Genomic DNA, 15,798 nt, shown 5'->3' with positions numbered 1-15,798 from the left:
GCTTCCGCCGCCGCGGAAGGGATGCTCGGCATCCTGCCAGTTCACAGTCCGTAGAAGATCTTGATCTCCCACAGCACCACGATGATAGCCGTGATCAACGTGACCGCGGCGACTGCACTTTCCAGGGAAGCGACCCTCATGTCCCACTCCGCTTCCCAGCCCCATCAGCGGTCTAGTTGATTCCCTGATTCGCGGGCAATCGCGCAGGCCGCGCGGGCACACACTCCGTGGCGCGTTGTGGTGTCGCGGCCACAACGACACCGTAAAATCCCGGGTAAATGCGCTCAAAACTCCCGGTGTTTCGCGCGATGCGTGTAGTCCGAACCCGTCGCTGCAATCAGGGAGATTATCCCACCATCCGGTCCCGCCCGCTCCAGAAGCCGGCGCGCAGCACCTTCTTGTCGACCTTGCCGACGCCGGTCATCGGCAGCTGCTTGACGAACTGGATCTGCTTGGGCGCATGCGCCGAGCCTTTTCGGGTCCGCACCATGTTGATCAGTTCGTCCGGATCGGGCCTGGTGCCTACGCGCGGCACGACGATGGCGGTGACGGCCTCGCCCCATTTCTCGTCGGGGATTCCGACGACCGCGACCATCGCGACATCGGCATGTTGCGACAGCACGTCCTCGACCTCGCGCGGAAAGATGTTGAAGCCGCCGGTGACGATCATGTCCTTCTTGCGGTCGAGGATGAACATGTAGCCACGCTCGTCCTGGCGCGCGATGTCCCCGGTGTGGACCCAGCCGTTCTTCAATGTCTCGGCGGTGATGTCAGGCCGCTTCCAGTACTCCGCCATCACATGCGGCGCACGCACGCAGATCTCGCCGGCCTCGCCTGTCTTCACCTCCTGGTCGTTGTCGTCGAGAATCTTGACCTCGCACGCCGCGATCGGGAAGCCGCAGGACAGGAACAGCTCGGGCGTTTTGGGATCGTGATCCTTCTTGCGCAACACTGACACCGGATAGCATTCGGTCTGGCCGTAGAGCTGAGAGAACACCGGGCCGATGCGCTCGATGCCTTCGACGAGCCGGCTGGGCGACATTGCCGAGGCGCCATAGAGCACGAGCTCGAGCGAGGAAAGATCGGTCTTATCAAGCGCGGGATGATCGAGCAGCACATAGATCATGGTCGGCACGAACAGCGTGAAATTGATGCGCTCGAGCGCGATCGTCGCCAGCACCGCCTCGGGATCAAAGCCCTTCAGCATGTGCACCGTGCCGCCACGCATCAGCGTCGGCAGCACTTTTGTGCCGGCGACATGGCTGATCGGCGCCACCGTGAGATAGCGCGCTGCGTCGGGGATCTCGAAATCGGCGAGGATCGCACCGGCAGCTCCGGCGTTTTCGCGGTGGTAGCGCAGCGCGCCCTTGGACTTGCCTGTCGTGCCGCCGGTGTAATTCAGTGTGGAGAGATCATCGAGGCCAGCGAGGCACTGCGCGCCGGCATGTCCGGCGCTCTCGATCGCCGCCAGCAGATCGACGCCGTAGTCGGCCCGCCCCATCGTGAAGACGGCCTTGAGCAAAGCCGCCTTCGCTGCGAGCTCGCCGCCGCGATCGCGGAACGCAGCCACATCGACGACCAGCACCTCGGCCTCGGAATCCTCGAGCTGAAAAAGCTGATCCGTCTCCGATCCCAGCGGATGCAGCCAGGTGATGCAGCATCGCGACAATTGCGCGGCGACGCCGGCGCACCAGGTGTCGGCGCGGTTGGCGGTGAGGAACGCGACGCGCGCACCCGGCTGCAGGCCAAGCCGCATGAATACGCCCTGGATGCGTCCGATCAGATCGAGTGTGCCCTGATAGCTCAGCGATCCCCCGGGCCATGCGAAAGCCGTGCGGCCGGGATAGCGCGCCAGCGCCCGTAGCGTCTGCGCACAAGTCGGGGACGATGCGTGGAGCGGATCGGACATATGTTTCCTCGCTGCTTTGTCATCGGCTTCTCGCGTGCCAATGTTGCTGACGAGGCTAGCACAGAGAATGCGGGATGGAACGAGGAGGCGAGAGAGTGACGTCCGATCGACTGCAAGTTTTTCGCGATCGTCTCGGCCTGCCGCTGATCGCCGCGCCGATGTTCCTGGTGTCGGGCGTCGAGCTGATGGTCGCGGCTTGTCGTAACGGCGTCATCGGCAGCTTCCCCACCGTGAATTGCCGCAATCCGGAACAGCTCGATGCATGGTTCGCCGAGATCGCAACACGTCTACGCCAGCACGAAGATCAAACTGGCCGCAGGGCCGCGCCGCTCTGTCCGAACCTGATCGTGCATCGCTCCAACGCGCGGCTGGAGCAGGATCTCGCCGTGCTGCTCAAGCACAAGCCCGAGATCGTCATCACGTCGGTCGGCTCGCCCGCGCCCGTGTTGAAGCCGCTACATGATGCAGGCAGCCTGGTGCTGGCGGACGTCGCCTCGATCCGCCACGCCGAGCGCGCGGCAGAAGCAGGCGCAGATGGGCTGGTGCTGCTGACCGCGGGCCCCGGCGGACAAACCGGCTGGCTCAATCCGTTTGCCTTCGTCCGCGCAGTGCGCGCGTTCTACGACGGCATCATCGTGCTGGCCGGCGGCATCAGCGATGGCCGCGCGCTGCGTGCGGCCGAAGTGCTCGGCTGCGATCTCGGCTACATGGGCACGAAATTCATCGCGACGCGCGAGAGCATGGCGGACGAGCGCCACAAGCAGATGCTGGTCGAGAGCAGCGCCGACGACATCCTGCTCACCACCGCCTTCACCGGATTGCAGACCAGCATGCTGAAGCCGTCGATCGTCGCCGCCGGGCTCGACCCCAATGACCTGCCGGCGCGCGGCGCCATCGACATCGGCAAGGACATCGACGTCAGCGCGCGCGAGAACCGGCCGAAGCGCTGGCGCGATATCTGGAGCGGCGGGCACTCGACGTCGGGAGTCACTGACGTGATGGCGGTCAATGACCTCGTCGCGCGAACGGTCGCCGAATACCGCGAGGTGACGTCGCGGTAGCCTCCTGCGCCGCCCAGCACGGTTAATCCCGCATGGCTCCGCACGCCCGCATTTAACGGCAGATTAACCATCGCCCGCCAAGAATCCCTCACGGCCGCCAATCAGGACGAGAGGGACAGGCAATGGATTTCGATTTTCTCAACAGCAAGACCGCAGCTACGCTGGACGAGATCCGCGTCCGCGTCGCCCATGCTCTGGCCCGTCACCCGCTCTGCCGCAATGTCCGCTTCGACATCGTCCGCGTTCCCCGTACCCGCCGGGGCGGCAACTGGACGGTGACGCTGCAATCGGTCGAGCCGCGTGCGGTCTGGGAGGCCTCCGAGATCGTCGCCGACATTCAGGACGCCTACGATCTGGGCATAGCGGCCTGATTTCGCTCGGTTTTCTGCCTCCGTCGTCATAGGCAAGGCGATTGTCGCCTGAAAGGCACACTCAAGCCTTAATTCGTGCCCTTTTGCCGGGCATCTCTAACAACATCGTGAAGCGGTCCTTCCGGAGACAAGTTTGTCCAGAGCCATCACCATCACCGTGCTGACCTGTATCCTCGTCCTCGGTGCCGCCACCACCGCCATCCTCGGCCGCGACAGCGTGCCCAGTGTCAGTGCCGAGATGATCACCCAGGCCCCGCCCAAGCCTCTCGCTGCCAACCGTGCCGCCAAGGCCGATCGGCTGGTTCCGACCCTGGCGCTGGCCTCGGCCGCGATTGATCCGGTCCAGGTTCCCGCCGACAGGCTGTCGCAGGCACCGGTGCTCACAGAGCCCCTGCGCCAGGCTTTTGCCTCGGCCACGCCGTCCGATTTCCCGATGCCGAAAGCGAGCGTGAACGAGGCGCCCGCTGCTCCCGAGACATCAGCCGCGATCGAGGCTCCGTCGAAGCCGAAGCCGGTTGCGAAGCCGCAGCCGCAAAAGACCTACTCTCTGCTCTCCGACGTGCAGATCGCCGGCATCCGGGATCGTCTGAAACTGTCGTCGTCGCAGGAATATTACTGGCCCTCCGTCGAGAGCGCGCTGCGCAGCGTCGTCAAGAAGATTTCGGCCAACAAGCTCTCCAATCCCAATGGGCCGAACGTGCAGATCGATCCGAATTGCGACGAGGTTCAGCAGCTGAAATCGGCCGCGATGCCGCTGCTGTTCCAACTGCGTGACGACCAGAAGGAAGAAGTGCGCAAGCTCGCCCGCATCATCGGGCTGGAGAAGGTCGCGCAGCAGATCTAACGTCGTTCCCTCCTGGGGAACCACGTCTTTCAGGAACATCCGGCAATCCCACCGCGTTGCTCGCTCCAAACAGGGAGTGGGCCAATGCGCACGTCGACAGCTTATTTCGTCGGTGCCGGATCGATCGTTGCTGCCATTGCAATTGGCCTTGGCGGCGGCATCGTTGCCGGCAACATCATGAATCCAATCGCGCCCAAGCAAGGGCCCGATACCAGCAGGGTGGCGCAACGCACCGAGGCCAATGCGCCGGCCATGACGAACGCGCCCTCGGAGCGCGTGCAATACCTCACGGGCTCGCAGGTATTCGGTACGATGGTTGCTGCGCCAGCTCAGGCCGAAGCCAAGCCGGACGCGAAGCCCAATGCGCCGACCACTGAGGCCAAAGCTGAACCGCCGGCGCCGCCGCCTGCGCAGACCGCAGCCGTCGAGCAGCCCAAGCCCGCGCCTTCGTCTCGGCCGGAGACGAAGTCCAACGAGCAGCAGGCCTCGACAGAACCGGCATCATCTCCCGAGAACGCCTATGCCAAGGCGAGGGATTCCGACGTCAGGCGTGCCGCATCCGAGCGGCGCCGTGCAGAGCGCCACGAGCGCTGGGCGGAGCGTCGCCGCTATGAACAGCGCGATGCGCGTGGTGGGCGCGACCAGACCAATTGGGATGATGTCGCGCGCAGCGTCCGCCAGGATTCCGACACGCGTGATTTTGCCGGTCGGCCGCGCGGCGGCTTCCCGCAGATCCGGCTGTTCGGTGACGATGACGACTAGCATTTGATGCCGCGCACACGAATGTGAGCGGCATGCGATGCTTTCCCTCAGTATTGAGACGGCGGCCGAAGGCCGCCTGCGCAAGGCGAGCAGGAAGAAATGTCAGCCGCCGTGCGACTCCACCACCTTGCGGCAGCCGTCCGAAAGCTTTGTCTTGTTCTCACGCAGGCAGGCATTCATCTCCGGCGGCTTGCCGATGTGCTCGGCGCAGAACTTGCTGGCATCGCCGCGGCACGCGATCTGTTCCTGCGGCGTGGGGCCGGATTGCGCCACGGCTGGCAGGACAGCGGCGGTGAGCAGCAGCGCGGCAAGAATTGAAGTCTTCATAAAGCACCTCTTTGCAATTGCGGTGGTTCGCTGGGATCGAGCGCGGCGGACCATCTCGCGGAGATCCATGGCCGGTCCATGCCATGTTCATGGCATCGGCTCGCAGGCTTGCCTGCTGCACCCCCATCTTCATGGCATGTCTTGGTGATCAGTCTTTTGCCATTGAGGCTGCACGTCGGCCGCAAGATCAGGTGATTGCACCGGGGCGCCGAACGGGAAGCAGGAGAGCAAGAATGTCGAAAAGAGTGGGAGCGCTGAGCGCCGGGCTGACGGTGATGATGCTGGCGGGTGCGGCGATGGTCTCGCTGGGTACGAGCCCGGCGCAGGCGGTGGTCTATTGCAAGACGGTCGGCGTGCCCAAGGGCTGCGTGGTACGGCCGGACGCGGCGGTGGTGGTTGCACCGGCCGCACCGGTCGCGGCTGCAGCCGTGGTGACGCCCGGCGTGGGCGCCCCCGGTGTCGGTGTCCGTGCCGGCACGCCGATGAATCGTGGCGGCCCGGTCAATCGCGTCGGCGTGCGTTGATGACTTTGCTGGATTGAGTTGATTGCATTCTTTCGGGCCAAGGGAGCCCGCTGCAAGCGAGCCTGCGAGCAAACCCCCCGTCCTTCGCAAGCCAAGATCCCGGCCCGATCCCTCTCCCCGCACGTCCCATGCGCCCGGGGAGGGGGCTTTTCAGCCGCCGGCCGCATCGCTGTCGGGAAAGATCTGCGGCAATTGCAGCCGTACGCGTGTGCCCGATCCATCCGAGCTCAGGTCGAGCACCGCGCCGCAACGTCTCGCGCGGCTTCTCATGTTGTGCACGCCGCGCGCGGTCTGGCCCCCACCCGCGGCTTCGCCGTCGTCACCACGCGCAAAGCCGCGGCCATCGTCCGCGACGCTGATCACGCCGTATGGTCCCTGGCCGTCGTTTCGTGTCTCGACGGTCACGGTGATGCGGCGCGCGGCCGCGTGCTTGACCGCGTTGGTCACGGCCTCGTCCAGGATGCGCACGATCTGGATGACATGCCAGGGCCGCAGTTCCGGGTGCAGCGGCAGGCCCTGCGGCGTTGCCACGCGCCAGTCGAGTGCGATGTCATGCGGCCGCAGCTGCATCGCCGCGCGCTCGCGCCACGAACCGAGCGCGAGCATGAGATCGCCGCCGATGTCGTCCATGGAATCGATGACGAGACGCAAATCCCTCAGCGCGGCGCGCGCGGCGTCCGTGATGGTCGCGCCCTCGTGCCCGCGCTCGGAGAGTGCGACGATGCTGATGAGCTGGCCGCCGAGGCCGTCATGCAGGTCGCGCATCAGCCGCGTGCGCTCGTTGGCCAGCGCTGCGGCCCGTGCGCGCGCCTCCTCGCGGACAAAGCTTGCTTTCAGCCGTTCCTCCGCCTCGCGCACGCGCGCGACGAGCTGGCCGGCAAAGCTGTCGACCTGATTCAGCGCCCGAGCGAAGCGCCAGGTCAGGCCGGCGCCGATCGCAATCAGCAGCGCCGAGTAGGACAGCCGCGATACGAAGGTGCGTTCGTTGGGCATGATCTCGAACACCGACAGCATGTCGTGGGCCCAGCAGGTCAGCACGATGGTCGCCGCACAGCCGAGCGCGAGGCTGACGACGTCCTGACGTTGGAGCGCGGCGTAGGCTGCGATGCCGGCCATCAGGACCAGACAGAATCCGACCGTGGGGATACCTAGAAGCATGAAGAGAATGCGCGGCAGTGGCGGACCGGCGATGAGACCGCCTGCGATCACGATGAGTCCGGGCACGAACAGCAACACGCCATAGCGCGGCCAGCGCCAGCCGAGGAACAGCACCGCCGACGCCACGATCAGTGCGCTCTCGATCGGCGCGGAGGAGAGCAGCACGCCGACAAGCCTGGACGAGTCGGCCGGCGGCACCGGCGGCGTGATGAAAGCCTGCACGACGCCGAGCACCATCGCCACCGCGAGCACGCCATAGACAGGCTCGTGTCGCCGCATCAGCCACATGATGGCGAGGATGACGGCGAGGATCGACTGCCAGGCGGAGAACACCACGGGCAGCGTGACGAACAGCAGCGTGCGGGTCTCGAAGGCCGGGCGCAAGGCGGCGTCCGGGCCGACATAGACGGTGTCGAGGAAGCCGCGTAGCGGTCCCCACACGAACAGCCGCACGGAAATGTCGTTGCTGCCCTCGTGCAGCAGCGAAGCCGGGATCACCGCGATCTCGGGCGTGTTGCGGTCGGGCCGGTTGGCCGTGGGATCGCGCCGGGAGTCCAGGATCGCGACGCCGTTGATCGCGACCTCGACGCCGTTGCTGAAGCGCGGCAGGAACACCGACCAGGTCGCGTCAGCGCCGTCGTCCCTGAACACGAATCTGCCCGAATAGAGCGGCGGATCGGTGAGCGAATAGCGCGACGCGGTGAATTCAGGCAGCGTCACGGGCCGCGTCGTGCCGGCTTCGCGCAGTGAGAACTCGCTCACGGCAAAATTATCGGGGTCGCGCGGCTCGAAGAGCCGCAGCCCCAGGATGATGGCGATCACGATCAGCGCCTGGAGCAACAGATATGCCGCCATGCGCGCGAGCTGAAGCGCGTGCCTGGGCACTGCTGTCTTCGCGGCAATCTCGCTCACAGCTTGATCAGGCCCTGCTGCACCGCCTCGAACACCGCTTCGCTGCGCGTGTGCACCTCGAGCTTGCGATAGATGTTCTTGATGTGACCGGGCACGGTCTGCCTGGACAGACCGAGGTGGCTCGCGATCTCGGCGTAGCTAAATCCCTTGGCGATGCCCCAGAGGATGTCGATCTCGCGCGGTGTCAGCTTTGCGGTGTTGAGCACCGGCCCCGGCGGCGGCTCGGCCGAATTCTGCGTTCGCCGCACGATGAAGCGCGCGATCGAGGCCGAGATCGGCGAATGCCCGGCGACCAGATCGCGCACGGTGGTCGCGATGTCGGTCGGGAAGGCGTCCTTGAGCAGATAGCCGGTGGCGCCAACGGTGATGGCGGAGATGACGCTTTCCTCGTCGCCCAGCGCCGAGATCACCATGATCTCGGTGTTGGGAAAACGCTGCCTGGTCTCGCGGATCAGCTCGACGCCGTGGCCGTCGGGCAGCCGCAGATCGGTCAGCAGCACGCGGGGCGCGCCGCTCGCAAGCGCGCTGCTGGCTTCGCCCAGCGTGCCGGCCGTGTGCACCTCGTAGCCGGCCTTCGCCAGCGCGTCCTGAAGGCGCCAGCAGGTCGGTGCGTCGTCTTCGACGAGGAGGATGGTGATGACCTCACCGGTCTCGTCCTGGTCCGTCATGGTCATGGTCCCGGCCGCGTGTCCCCCGCGGCGTGTGCAGCCAGTCTAGCCGCGGCCATACCGGCGCGACACCCATAATCATGGGGGCGAGGCCATGCGTTGAGAGCCCAACGGCTTCGTTTGCGCAGCTCGGCGTGGCGTTACTTGTTCGCCAGCGGCGAAGTGGTCTTCGCCGCGGGCAGCGGAGGTGCGGGCAGGCGCTGCACCGAGATTTTCGCCGTGCCGGTGTTGTTGCGATAGAATAGATCCGGTGGGCCCTGGATCACCAAGAGCCACGACGGCACCATCGACTGCGGCAAGAGCTGCGGGAAGATCTGCACCGCATCGTTGACGTAGAAGAACAGTTCGCCGGAGTCAGGGGCGATGAACTCGGCGACGATGCGGTCGGTCAGTCCTTCGGTCCGCCAGACCTGCTCCGCATCCGCGAGCATATCCTGCGGGATCGGCTCGAAATTGCCGAGCGTCTTCAGCTCGCCCTTGAACCGGTCGATATCGTCGAGGCTGACGGGATATTGATTCTGTCCTTCGACATCGTCTTCCGCAGGAAGCGTCGGCTTGGCCCGACGCGGCAACGCGTCAGCCGGGATCACGTTGATCGCCTGCAGGGGAAGCTCAGTCACCCCTTTCGTCCCAATGCGAACCACGGGCTGGAACCAGTTTGCCGCGTACAGACGCAGCTCCGACAAAGCGATGGTATGACGCAGCCCATGCGTCCGGAAGCCGTTCGCTCCGCTCAAGGTGGTGCGGTCGAACCAGGGCTCCTTGACGTCGATGAAGACGCGATATTTGCGGCCTTTCTCGACCGCGAGCCCGCTCCACCAGCAGAACGTCCTGGTATCGAACAGCGCGACTGCATCGGTCGGGTCGTCGCGCACCGGCGTGCCGATCTGGGGTGATCCGGCAGCATCCTTGCTTGTGGTGCAGACCTTTCCGAGTGCGACGCGCCCGGTGAACAGGCTGTTCGACAGGATCAGTGCCGCCGAGCCGAAGATCGTGAGCAGGAAGATGGCCGGCACGAGGCCCTTGGTGATGAGGCGGCCTGCCGGTCCGGCATTCGTCCGCATCCAATGGCCGAACCTCAACAGCGGGCCCGGCTCGTCGATGTGGCTCAGGCTCGCCTTGCGACGGGGCGTATTCCAGGCGAGGCGCGCGCGTTCCTGGATGGTGTCACGCAGCTCCGAATTCTTGTTCCAGATCCACCAGGTCAGGGCGCCCACGATCGACGTGATGAACGGATAGTAGATCGCGACGTCGAGCCAGGGCGCCGCATAGGACGGCATCACGTCCCTGACGAGATTGGCGAACGGGGCCACCACGGCGCCCAGCACCCAGTCGATGTTTGCGATGATGGAGATCCCCTCATGGCCCACGGGCTGTTTGGACCATTGCACCAACGGATAAGAGATCCACGGCCAGGCGGCGATCACGCCGACCATGAACAGCAGCGCGAAATAGGCGACGCGCCGCCACCATACGGTGTCACGCGCGAGCGAGGCCATCTCGGCGTCGGGCATGCTCATCGCGGTGAACGCCTCGGCTTCCTTCTGCCGTCGCGATCCCCTGGCCTTCGTCAGATAGGCGCCCTTCATCGCCTCGCGCGTCCCCTGGTCGGTGAGGTCGAGCTTGGTGCCGTCAGGCATCAGCACCCGGGCGTCGGCGGGAAGCATGATCGGCGCGTAGTCGTCGCAGCCGTGCAGCATGCGCTCGACCACGGCGAAATGCACCACAGGCGTGCCGCCGTTGGCCTTGCCCGCCAGGACCGGACGCGGGCCGTAGCGATACAGCACCGCCGCACCGCTGCGCGAATCGTGCATCGGCCCGATCGCCGATTGATAGTCCCTGAAGTGCTCGACGGTGCCCTTCTGGAAGCGGAGCTTGTTGCCGAGCTGGTCGGCCATCCAGACCAGCGGAACGTACGACAATGTGCAGTCCGGATAGCCGCCGCCGATGTCGGAATGGACGCCGGCGAACCATACCTCTTTGACCGTCTGATCGGCCGCGAGATGAGACTGGTCAATCCGCAGCGGATGGAAGGTGGTGCGCTCGTCGTCGAGCCCAAGCGCGTGACAGATGTACTTTGCCTTGCGAGAGGGGCGGTGGTTGCGGAACGAGATTGGCCAGATCGCCCAGTCGATCGCAACGCGCAGTTCCTCGATCGGGACGCCGAAGGCCTCGACCGTGTCGAACAGTCCGAGGAAGTCGATATTGACGTCCTTGCGGCCGTTCATCGCCGCGCGGACCGCGGTGTAGGAGCGATGTCCGAACAGCAAATGATAGAAGTAGAGCACGATGTCCCGGATCAGGCGCGTGATCCAGATCGTCGGCAGGCTTCGCTTCCACGGCACCGTCTCGCGGCGGTATTCGCGCCACGCGGACATGGTGTTTCGCTCCATCTCGGCATGCGAGACGGGCTCGTCGTCGATCACTGCGGGCACCAGACCCTGGCTGGCGATCAGGGCCGCCAGCGTGCGGGCGGTGAAAGCACCGCGGCTGAAGCCGAAGATGTAGATCTCGTCGCCCGGGCGCCAATTCCAGCACAGAAAGCGATAGAGCTTGCGAACGTTGGCCGGCACGCCGATGCCGGTGGCGCCATCGAGCGCGGCGAGCGGCGCCCAGCCGGCGGTGCCGACACCCTTGATGTAATAGGCGATCTGGTCGGGCTGGGTGTGGTCGAGCGCCTCGTAGAGCCGCCAGACGCTGGATTCCTGGGTCGTGAAGGCGTTGCCGGTGCCATCGGCGAACAGCACCAGCTTGCGCGGCACCCGCGCGCCGGGTGTAGTCGCAGTCTGATCTGCATGCGGATGATCCGCTGCTACAGGACTGCCGTGCGGCGTTCCGTCATGGTGAGTCATGGGCCCCTCCGAAATCTGTCGGGGATGCTTCAAGCCCTGAAGGGCGGCATCCTCTGAATTCAATCGATAGATGCACTATGAAATATTGGATGTATTTTGTCTGAGAACGCGCCGAGGTAGCAACAAGGATCGCGCTGTCTCGCTCGGGCCGTCTATGAACTAGGCCACAGTCGGCAAAAGAAATGCCCGGGCGAGCCCCGGGACCTCTCTTATTTTAATCGCTCTTTCGCCGCAGGTTCGGCCTGACGCCGTCGGCGGCGCGGGGCAAGTGTGCGCGCGCTTATAGCGTCTCCACCTTCGGTGGCGGATAGCGCCGTGCCAGCATCGACAGCGGCAGGCGCCGTTCGTCCATCGGCAGCTCCAGCCAAGCCAGCACCTGCGGCCGTTTCCAGTCGCCGATGCCGAAATCCATGTCGATCCATTTCTGCGGCTCCGGCCCCTCGAGCCCACGAACCCAGACGAGATAGCGGGGCAGGTCGTCGACGTCCGTTCCGGTCGTGGGTCTCCTGGCCATCACATGCTCACTGCATCGACACCTATCCGCCCCAGGATATAGGTACTGGCCCGGCAAAGTCGAACGCGTCGCTGGTGGTCGAGGCCCGAAGGATATGAACGAGACTGTGACCGGCAACTGGGGTGACGGCTCCGAGGTGACGAAGCGGCTGACCGGCTCCTGGTCGTTCAACAGGCTGATCGAGGGGCAGGGGAGCATGCAGGGTCTTGCGACCTTCACGCCGTCCGGCCCGGACGGCCTGGCCTATCGCGAACAGGGACGGTTGAAGCTCCTGACCGGCACAGAACTCGAAGCTGAGCGCGAGTACGTCTTCCACGGGCACGGCCGCGGATTCGACGTCTTCTTCAAGGAGGCCCCGCCGCGGCTCTTCCACACGGTCGAACTGGTTGCGTCCGACGACGGCGCCTTGAACGGAAGCGCCGACCATCTGTGTGGTTTCGACCGTTATCAGTCGACCTACACCTTCCGCCCCGAAGGCAGCTTTGTCATTCGCCACATCGTGTCAGGTCCGCGCAAGGACTACACGATGGTCACGACTTATAGGCGGAAGGCGTGAGGCCTGCTGTCGCTTCGCGACACCCCGAAATTTTTTCGCCGACGCCGATGAGTCTCCGGGGTGCCGAGGGTCTCTATGAGCGATGACGGTGGCCAAACCGGCCTCCGCACCGAACTCGAGATGAAAAGGGCTCGTCATGCTCCTCGAAAACAAGACAGCAGTCATTTACGGCGCTGGCGGGGCCATCGGCGGCGCCGTGGCGCGGACATTCGCCCGCGAAGGGGCCAAAGTCTTCCTCTCCGGCCGCACGCTCGGCAAGGTCGAGCGCGTGGCCAAGGAGATTGTCGCAGCAGGCGGAACAGCAACGGCCTTTCAGGTCGACGCTCTGGACGAAGAGGCCGTGGAAAGCCACGTGGCCGCGGTCTTCAAGTCCAGCGGGCGGCTAGATGTGTCTTTCAACGCCATCACGCCGATCCCGCAGCCAGGGACCCAGGGGATCCCGATTGCCCAGCTGTCGGTCGACAGCTTCACCGCGCCGATCACCGCCTACATGCGATCGCACTTCCTGACGGCGCGAGCGGCGGCACGGCGAATGGCCGGGCAAGGCTCCGGTGTGCTGTTGATGCACACCCCTGAACCCGCACGGCTCGGTGCGGCTCTGGTCGGAGGGATGGGTCCCGCCTGGGCGGCGATGGAAGCCTTGAACCGCAACCTGTCCGCCGAATTCGGTGCGAGAGGTGTTCGCGCGATCTGCCTGCGCTCGACCGGCATGCCGGAGACGGAGACAATCGAGGTCGTCTTCGGGCTGCATGCCAGCGCGATGGGCATCCCGCGCGAGCAGTTCCTGGGCTTCATCGAGAGCCTCACGCATCGCAAGCGCTCGAGCAAGCTCTCCGAGGTGGCGGACATTGCGGCCTTCCTGGTCTCCGATCGGGGCAGCGGTATAACCGGAACCGTGGCGAACCTGACCGGCGGGTTGATCGTCGACTGAGCGCGTTCTGCTGCCGGCGATCAGCGACGCCGGGTTTGTAGAGACACTTAAGAGAGAGAAGCCATGAGCTACGAAAAGATCTTCGAATACGATCTCGACATCATGAGTGTGACTGAATACGGCCTGAACATGCAGGCCGTATTAGCGGGACAACAGAGTGTGCCGCTGCACGGCGCTCAATTCGACGTCGCGCTCGCGGGACCGATCAAAGGCCGCATGGCGGGCACGATGCGCGGCATCGACTATTTGCGTGTCCGCGCCGATGGCCGCAGGGAGCTCGATCTCCGCGCGACCATCGAGACCGAGGATGGCAGCCGGATCGCGTTTTCCGCCGACGGCGTCGGGACCCCGCGCGACGGTGAGCCGATCGTCGACCTGGCTGTGAAGATCGACCTCACCACGGCCGCCGCGGCCTATGCCTGGGTCAACGCACGACCGGCCTGGGGCGCGGGCTACGCGAACTTGGCGACAGGCAAGATCCACATCGACGCGTATCTGCATTGAGATTGGGGCGCGCTTGGGAGATTTGAGCCATGTCGTCGGAAAACGGATTGCTGCAGGGCAAGCGAGTGGTCGTCCTTGGCGCCAGCCGGGGCGTCGGCCGCGAGATCGTACGGCGTGCTGCGGACGAAGGTGCGCATGTCCTGGCGGTCGCCAGGCAGGCGCGCGGTCTTTCCTATCTCGCAAAGGAAATGCGCGTCGACACGCTGGCGCTGGACGCCGCTTCGGAAGCCGCGCCGCAGGAGGTCTTCGCCAGGACGAGGCCCGATCTGCTGGTGATATGCGGCGGGGCGATCCCGCCGGTCCGTCCGATCCCCGAGCTCACCTGGGCCGAATTCGGCGTGAATTGGGAAGTCGACACCAAGATGGCCTTCCTGTTCTGCCGCGAGGCGCTCAACTTGCCGCTTGCGCCGGGCTCGGTCGTGGTCATCATCTCCAGCGGGGCCGGCCTCGGCGGGTCGCCGATCTCGGGCGGCTACGCTGGCGCCAAGCGCATGCAGATGTTCATTGCCCAATACTGTCAGGCCGAATCTGATCGCCGCGAGCTCGGCATCCGTTTCGTCGCGCTCGTCCCCTCCCGTGTCATGCCGGAGACGGAGCTCGGGCAGGCCGCCGTGACCGGCTACGCCCGCTACCTCGGCATTCCCCAGCAGAAGTTCCTCGAGAACATGGGCGCGCGCCAGTCGCCCGCAGATGTCGCCGAGGCGGTGCTCGAAGCCGCGGTCAAGCCGCCGGCTCAGGCAGGGGCGATCTTCACCGTTTCGGCCAATGGCGTCGCCGCGGCAAGCTGAGGGAAGAGCGGGACTGCAGCAATTCAATGGTGTCGCCAAATGGTATCGTCATGAGAGACAGGACGTCGGTCGGTTCTCCAAACGTTGCGCCGCCGAGCCGAGCGGACTTCGCCCGCGTGGCCGAAGCGCATCGCCGCGCGCTCAAGCTGCATTGCTATCGGATGCTGGGATCGCTTCACGAGGCCGAGGACGCAGTCCAGGAGACCATGCTGCGGGCATGGCGGGGCTTCGACGACTTCGAGGCGCGCGCCTCGATCAAGAACTGGCTCTACCGGATCGCGACGAACGTTGCGCTCAATATGGCGCGCCGTTCGAAGCACGGCCGGACAATGCCCGACCAGCTGGGAGGCCCGTCGACCCAGAGGCCGCAGGGGCGGTCGGATGCGGAAACGCTGTGGATCGAGCCCTATCCCGACGCCGAGCTCGAGAGCCTGCCGGATCCCGCCGGAGGGCCTGACGTCCGCTACGAGCTGCGCGAGTCTGTCCGTTTCGCGTTCATCACCGCCATCCAGCAACTGCCGCCGCGCCAGCGCGCCGTGCTGCTGCTGGCCGACGTCTTGGGCTGGTCAGCGATCGAGGTCGCCGCCGTGCTCGATGCTTCGGTGGCCTCGGTGAACAGCGCCCTGCAACGGGCGCGGGCCAAGCTGGTCACGCTCGACCGTGACGTTCGGCAGGCCCCGACCGCCGATGAGCATCAGCGAAGCCTGCTGGAGCGCTACGTGCTGGCCTGGGAAAGCGCCGACCTGGAGCGGTTCGTCTCGCTGCTGAAGGAAGACGCCGTCTATTCGATGCCTCCCTGGCGAGAGTGGTATCGCGGCCGCTCTTCGATCGCGGATTTCTTCCGGGCCGTCTGGCCCGCCTACCGCGGCTTCAGGCTGGTGCCTGTCGGCGCAAACCTGCAGCCGGCATTCGCCCTCTACTCCCTCGGCGCGGAAAGGCGCTGGAATGCCCATTCCATCCAGCTCCTGGCGCTGGACAAGGATCGGATCGCGGCGATGACGATGTTCATGCAGCCGCTCGCCCCGAAGCTTTTCACTGTGTTCCGGCTGCCGGCGGTGCTGGAGCCCTGACCCGGCTCATTGAGCCGCTTCGCATTGGCCTCCTCCTCCTCGGACGA

At 65.3% G+C, this 15,798-nt stretch carries 16 protein-coding genes; 10 read left to right on the top strand and 6 right to left on the bottom strand.

Going from position 1 to position 15,798, the window contains the following annotated elements; translation table 11 throughout:
• Positions 1-346: 346 nt before the first annotated feature.
• Entirely contained in the window at positions 347-1,909 is a 1,563-nt protein-coding gene (locus XI06_RS41775; protein ID WP_271607940.1) for an AMP-binding protein, read from the bottom strand.
• 95 nt (positions 1,910-2,004) lie between these two features.
• Here XI06_RS41775 and XI06_RS41770 point away from each other — a divergent pair, with 95 nt between their 5' ends.
• From XI06_RS41770 to XI06_RS41755, 4 genes are all read left to right on the top strand, one after another.
• Positions 2,005-2,970: an NAD(P)H-dependent flavin oxidoreductase gene (locus XI06_RS41770; RefSeq protein WP_271607939.1), complete on the top strand. Its 966-nt coding sequence runs from the start codon at positions 2,005-2,007 to the stop codon at positions 2,968-2,970.
• Between the two features lie 122 nt (positions 2,971-3,092).
• Complete coding sequence (locus XI06_RS41765; RefSeq protein WP_237863189.1) at positions 3,093-3,341, top strand: hypothetical protein; 249 nt, start codon at positions 3,093-3,095, stop codon at positions 3,339-3,341.
• A 133-nt stretch (positions 3,342-3,474) separates the two neighbouring features.
• A complete protein-coding gene (locus XI06_RS41760; RefSeq protein WP_237863188.1) occupies positions 3,475-4,185 on the top strand; it encodes a hypothetical protein in 711 nt (236 codons plus the stop codon).
• Between the two features lie 84 nt (positions 4,186-4,269).
• Positions 4,270-4,947 carry a hypothetical protein gene (locus XI06_RS41755; protein WP_237863187.1) on the top strand — a complete coding sequence of 226 codons (678 nt, stop codon included), beginning with the start codon at positions 4,270-4,272 and terminating at the stop codon, positions 4,945-4,947.
• Between the two features lie 102 nt (positions 4,948-5,049).
• Here the strand turns inward: XI06_RS41755 and XI06_RS41750 are convergent, their stop codons facing one another.
• Positions 5,050-5,274: a hypothetical protein gene (locus tag XI06_RS41750; RefSeq protein ID WP_237863186.1), complete on the bottom strand. Its 225-nt coding sequence runs from the start codon at positions 5,272-5,274 to the stop codon at positions 5,050-5,052.
• Positions 5,275-5,507: 233 nt separating this feature from the next.
• On the opposite strand from XI06_RS41750, the gene XI06_RS41745 reads away from it, so the two are divergent.
• A complete protein-coding gene (locus XI06_RS41745) occupies positions 5,508-5,798 on the top strand; it encodes a hypothetical protein (protein ID WP_237863185.1) in 291 nt (96 codons plus the stop codon).
• Positions 5,799-5,948: 150 nt separating this feature from the next.
• On the opposite strand, the gene XI06_RS41740 is transcribed toward XI06_RS41745, so the two are convergent.
• The 4 genes from XI06_RS41740 to XI06_RS41725 form a co-directional block, all read right to left on the bottom strand.
• Positions 5,949-7,868, bottom strand: coding sequence for a sensor histidine kinase (locus XI06_RS41740; RefSeq protein ID WP_237863184.1), 1,920 nt, complete (start codon positions 7,866-7,868; stop codon positions 5,949-5,951).
• Positions 7,865-8,536: a response regulator transcription factor gene (locus XI06_RS41735; RefSeq protein WP_271607938.1), complete on the bottom strand. Its 672-nt coding sequence runs from the start codon at positions 8,534-8,536 to the stop codon at positions 7,865-7,867. Before XI06_RS41735 ends, XI06_RS41740 begins: the two co-directional genes overlap by 4 nt.
• A 140-nt stretch (positions 8,537-8,676) precedes the next feature.
• Positions 8,677-11,388, bottom strand: a complete 2,712-nt coding sequence (locus XI06_RS41730) for a DUF2235 domain-containing protein (protein ID WP_271607937.1) — start codon at positions 11,386-11,388, stop codon at positions 8,677-8,679.
• A gap of 280 nt (positions 11,389-11,668) precedes the next feature.
• Positions 11,669-11,902, bottom strand: coding sequence for a hypothetical protein (locus XI06_RS41725; protein ID WP_237863182.1), 234 nt, complete (start codon positions 11,900-11,902; stop codon positions 11,669-11,671).
• A gap of 94 nt (positions 11,903-11,996) precedes the next feature.
• Here XI06_RS41725 and XI06_RS41720 point away from each other — a divergent pair, with 94 nt between their 5' ends.
• The 5 genes from XI06_RS41720 to XI06_RS41700 all read left to right on the top strand — a co-directional run bounded on the left by XI06_RS41720 (position 11,997) and on the right by XI06_RS41700 (position 15,751).
• Complete coding sequence (locus tag XI06_RS41720; protein ID WP_237863181.1) at positions 11,997-12,458, top strand: DUF6314 family protein; 462 nt, start codon at positions 11,997-11,999, stop codon at positions 12,456-12,458.
• Between the two features lie 136 nt (positions 12,459-12,594).
• On the top strand, positions 12,595-13,389 hold the full coding sequence (locus XI06_RS41715; RefSeq protein ID WP_271607936.1) for an SDR family NAD(P)-dependent oxidoreductase: 795 nt from the start codon (positions 12,595-12,597) through the stop codon (positions 13,387-13,389).
• Between the two features lie 63 nt (positions 13,390-13,452).
• Positions 13,453-13,893, top strand: a complete 441-nt coding sequence (locus XI06_RS41710; RefSeq protein WP_237890254.1) for a DUF3237 family protein — start codon at positions 13,453-13,455, stop codon at positions 13,891-13,893.
• A gap of 29 nt (positions 13,894-13,922) precedes the next feature.
• Positions 13,923-14,681, top strand: a complete 759-nt coding sequence (locus tag XI06_RS41705; RefSeq protein WP_237863178.1) for an SDR family NAD(P)-dependent oxidoreductase — start codon at positions 13,923-13,925, stop codon at positions 14,679-14,681.
• Between the two features lie 26 nt (positions 14,682-14,707).
• Positions 14,708-15,751, top strand: a complete 1,044-nt coding sequence (locus tag XI06_RS41700; RefSeq protein WP_333909390.1) for a sigma-70 family RNA polymerase sigma factor — start codon at positions 14,708-14,710, stop codon at positions 15,749-15,751.
• Positions 15,752-15,798 lie beyond the last annotated feature (47 nt).

It is taken from the genome of Bradyrhizobium sp. CCBAU 11434, assembly GCF_028128895.1.
In the GTDB taxonomy this organism is placed as follows: Bacteria; Pseudomonadota; Alphaproteobacteria; order Rhizobiales; family Xanthobacteraceae; genus Bradyrhizobium; species Bradyrhizobium zhengyangense.
This window is presented reverse-complemented; position numbering and strand designations above follow the sequence as displayed.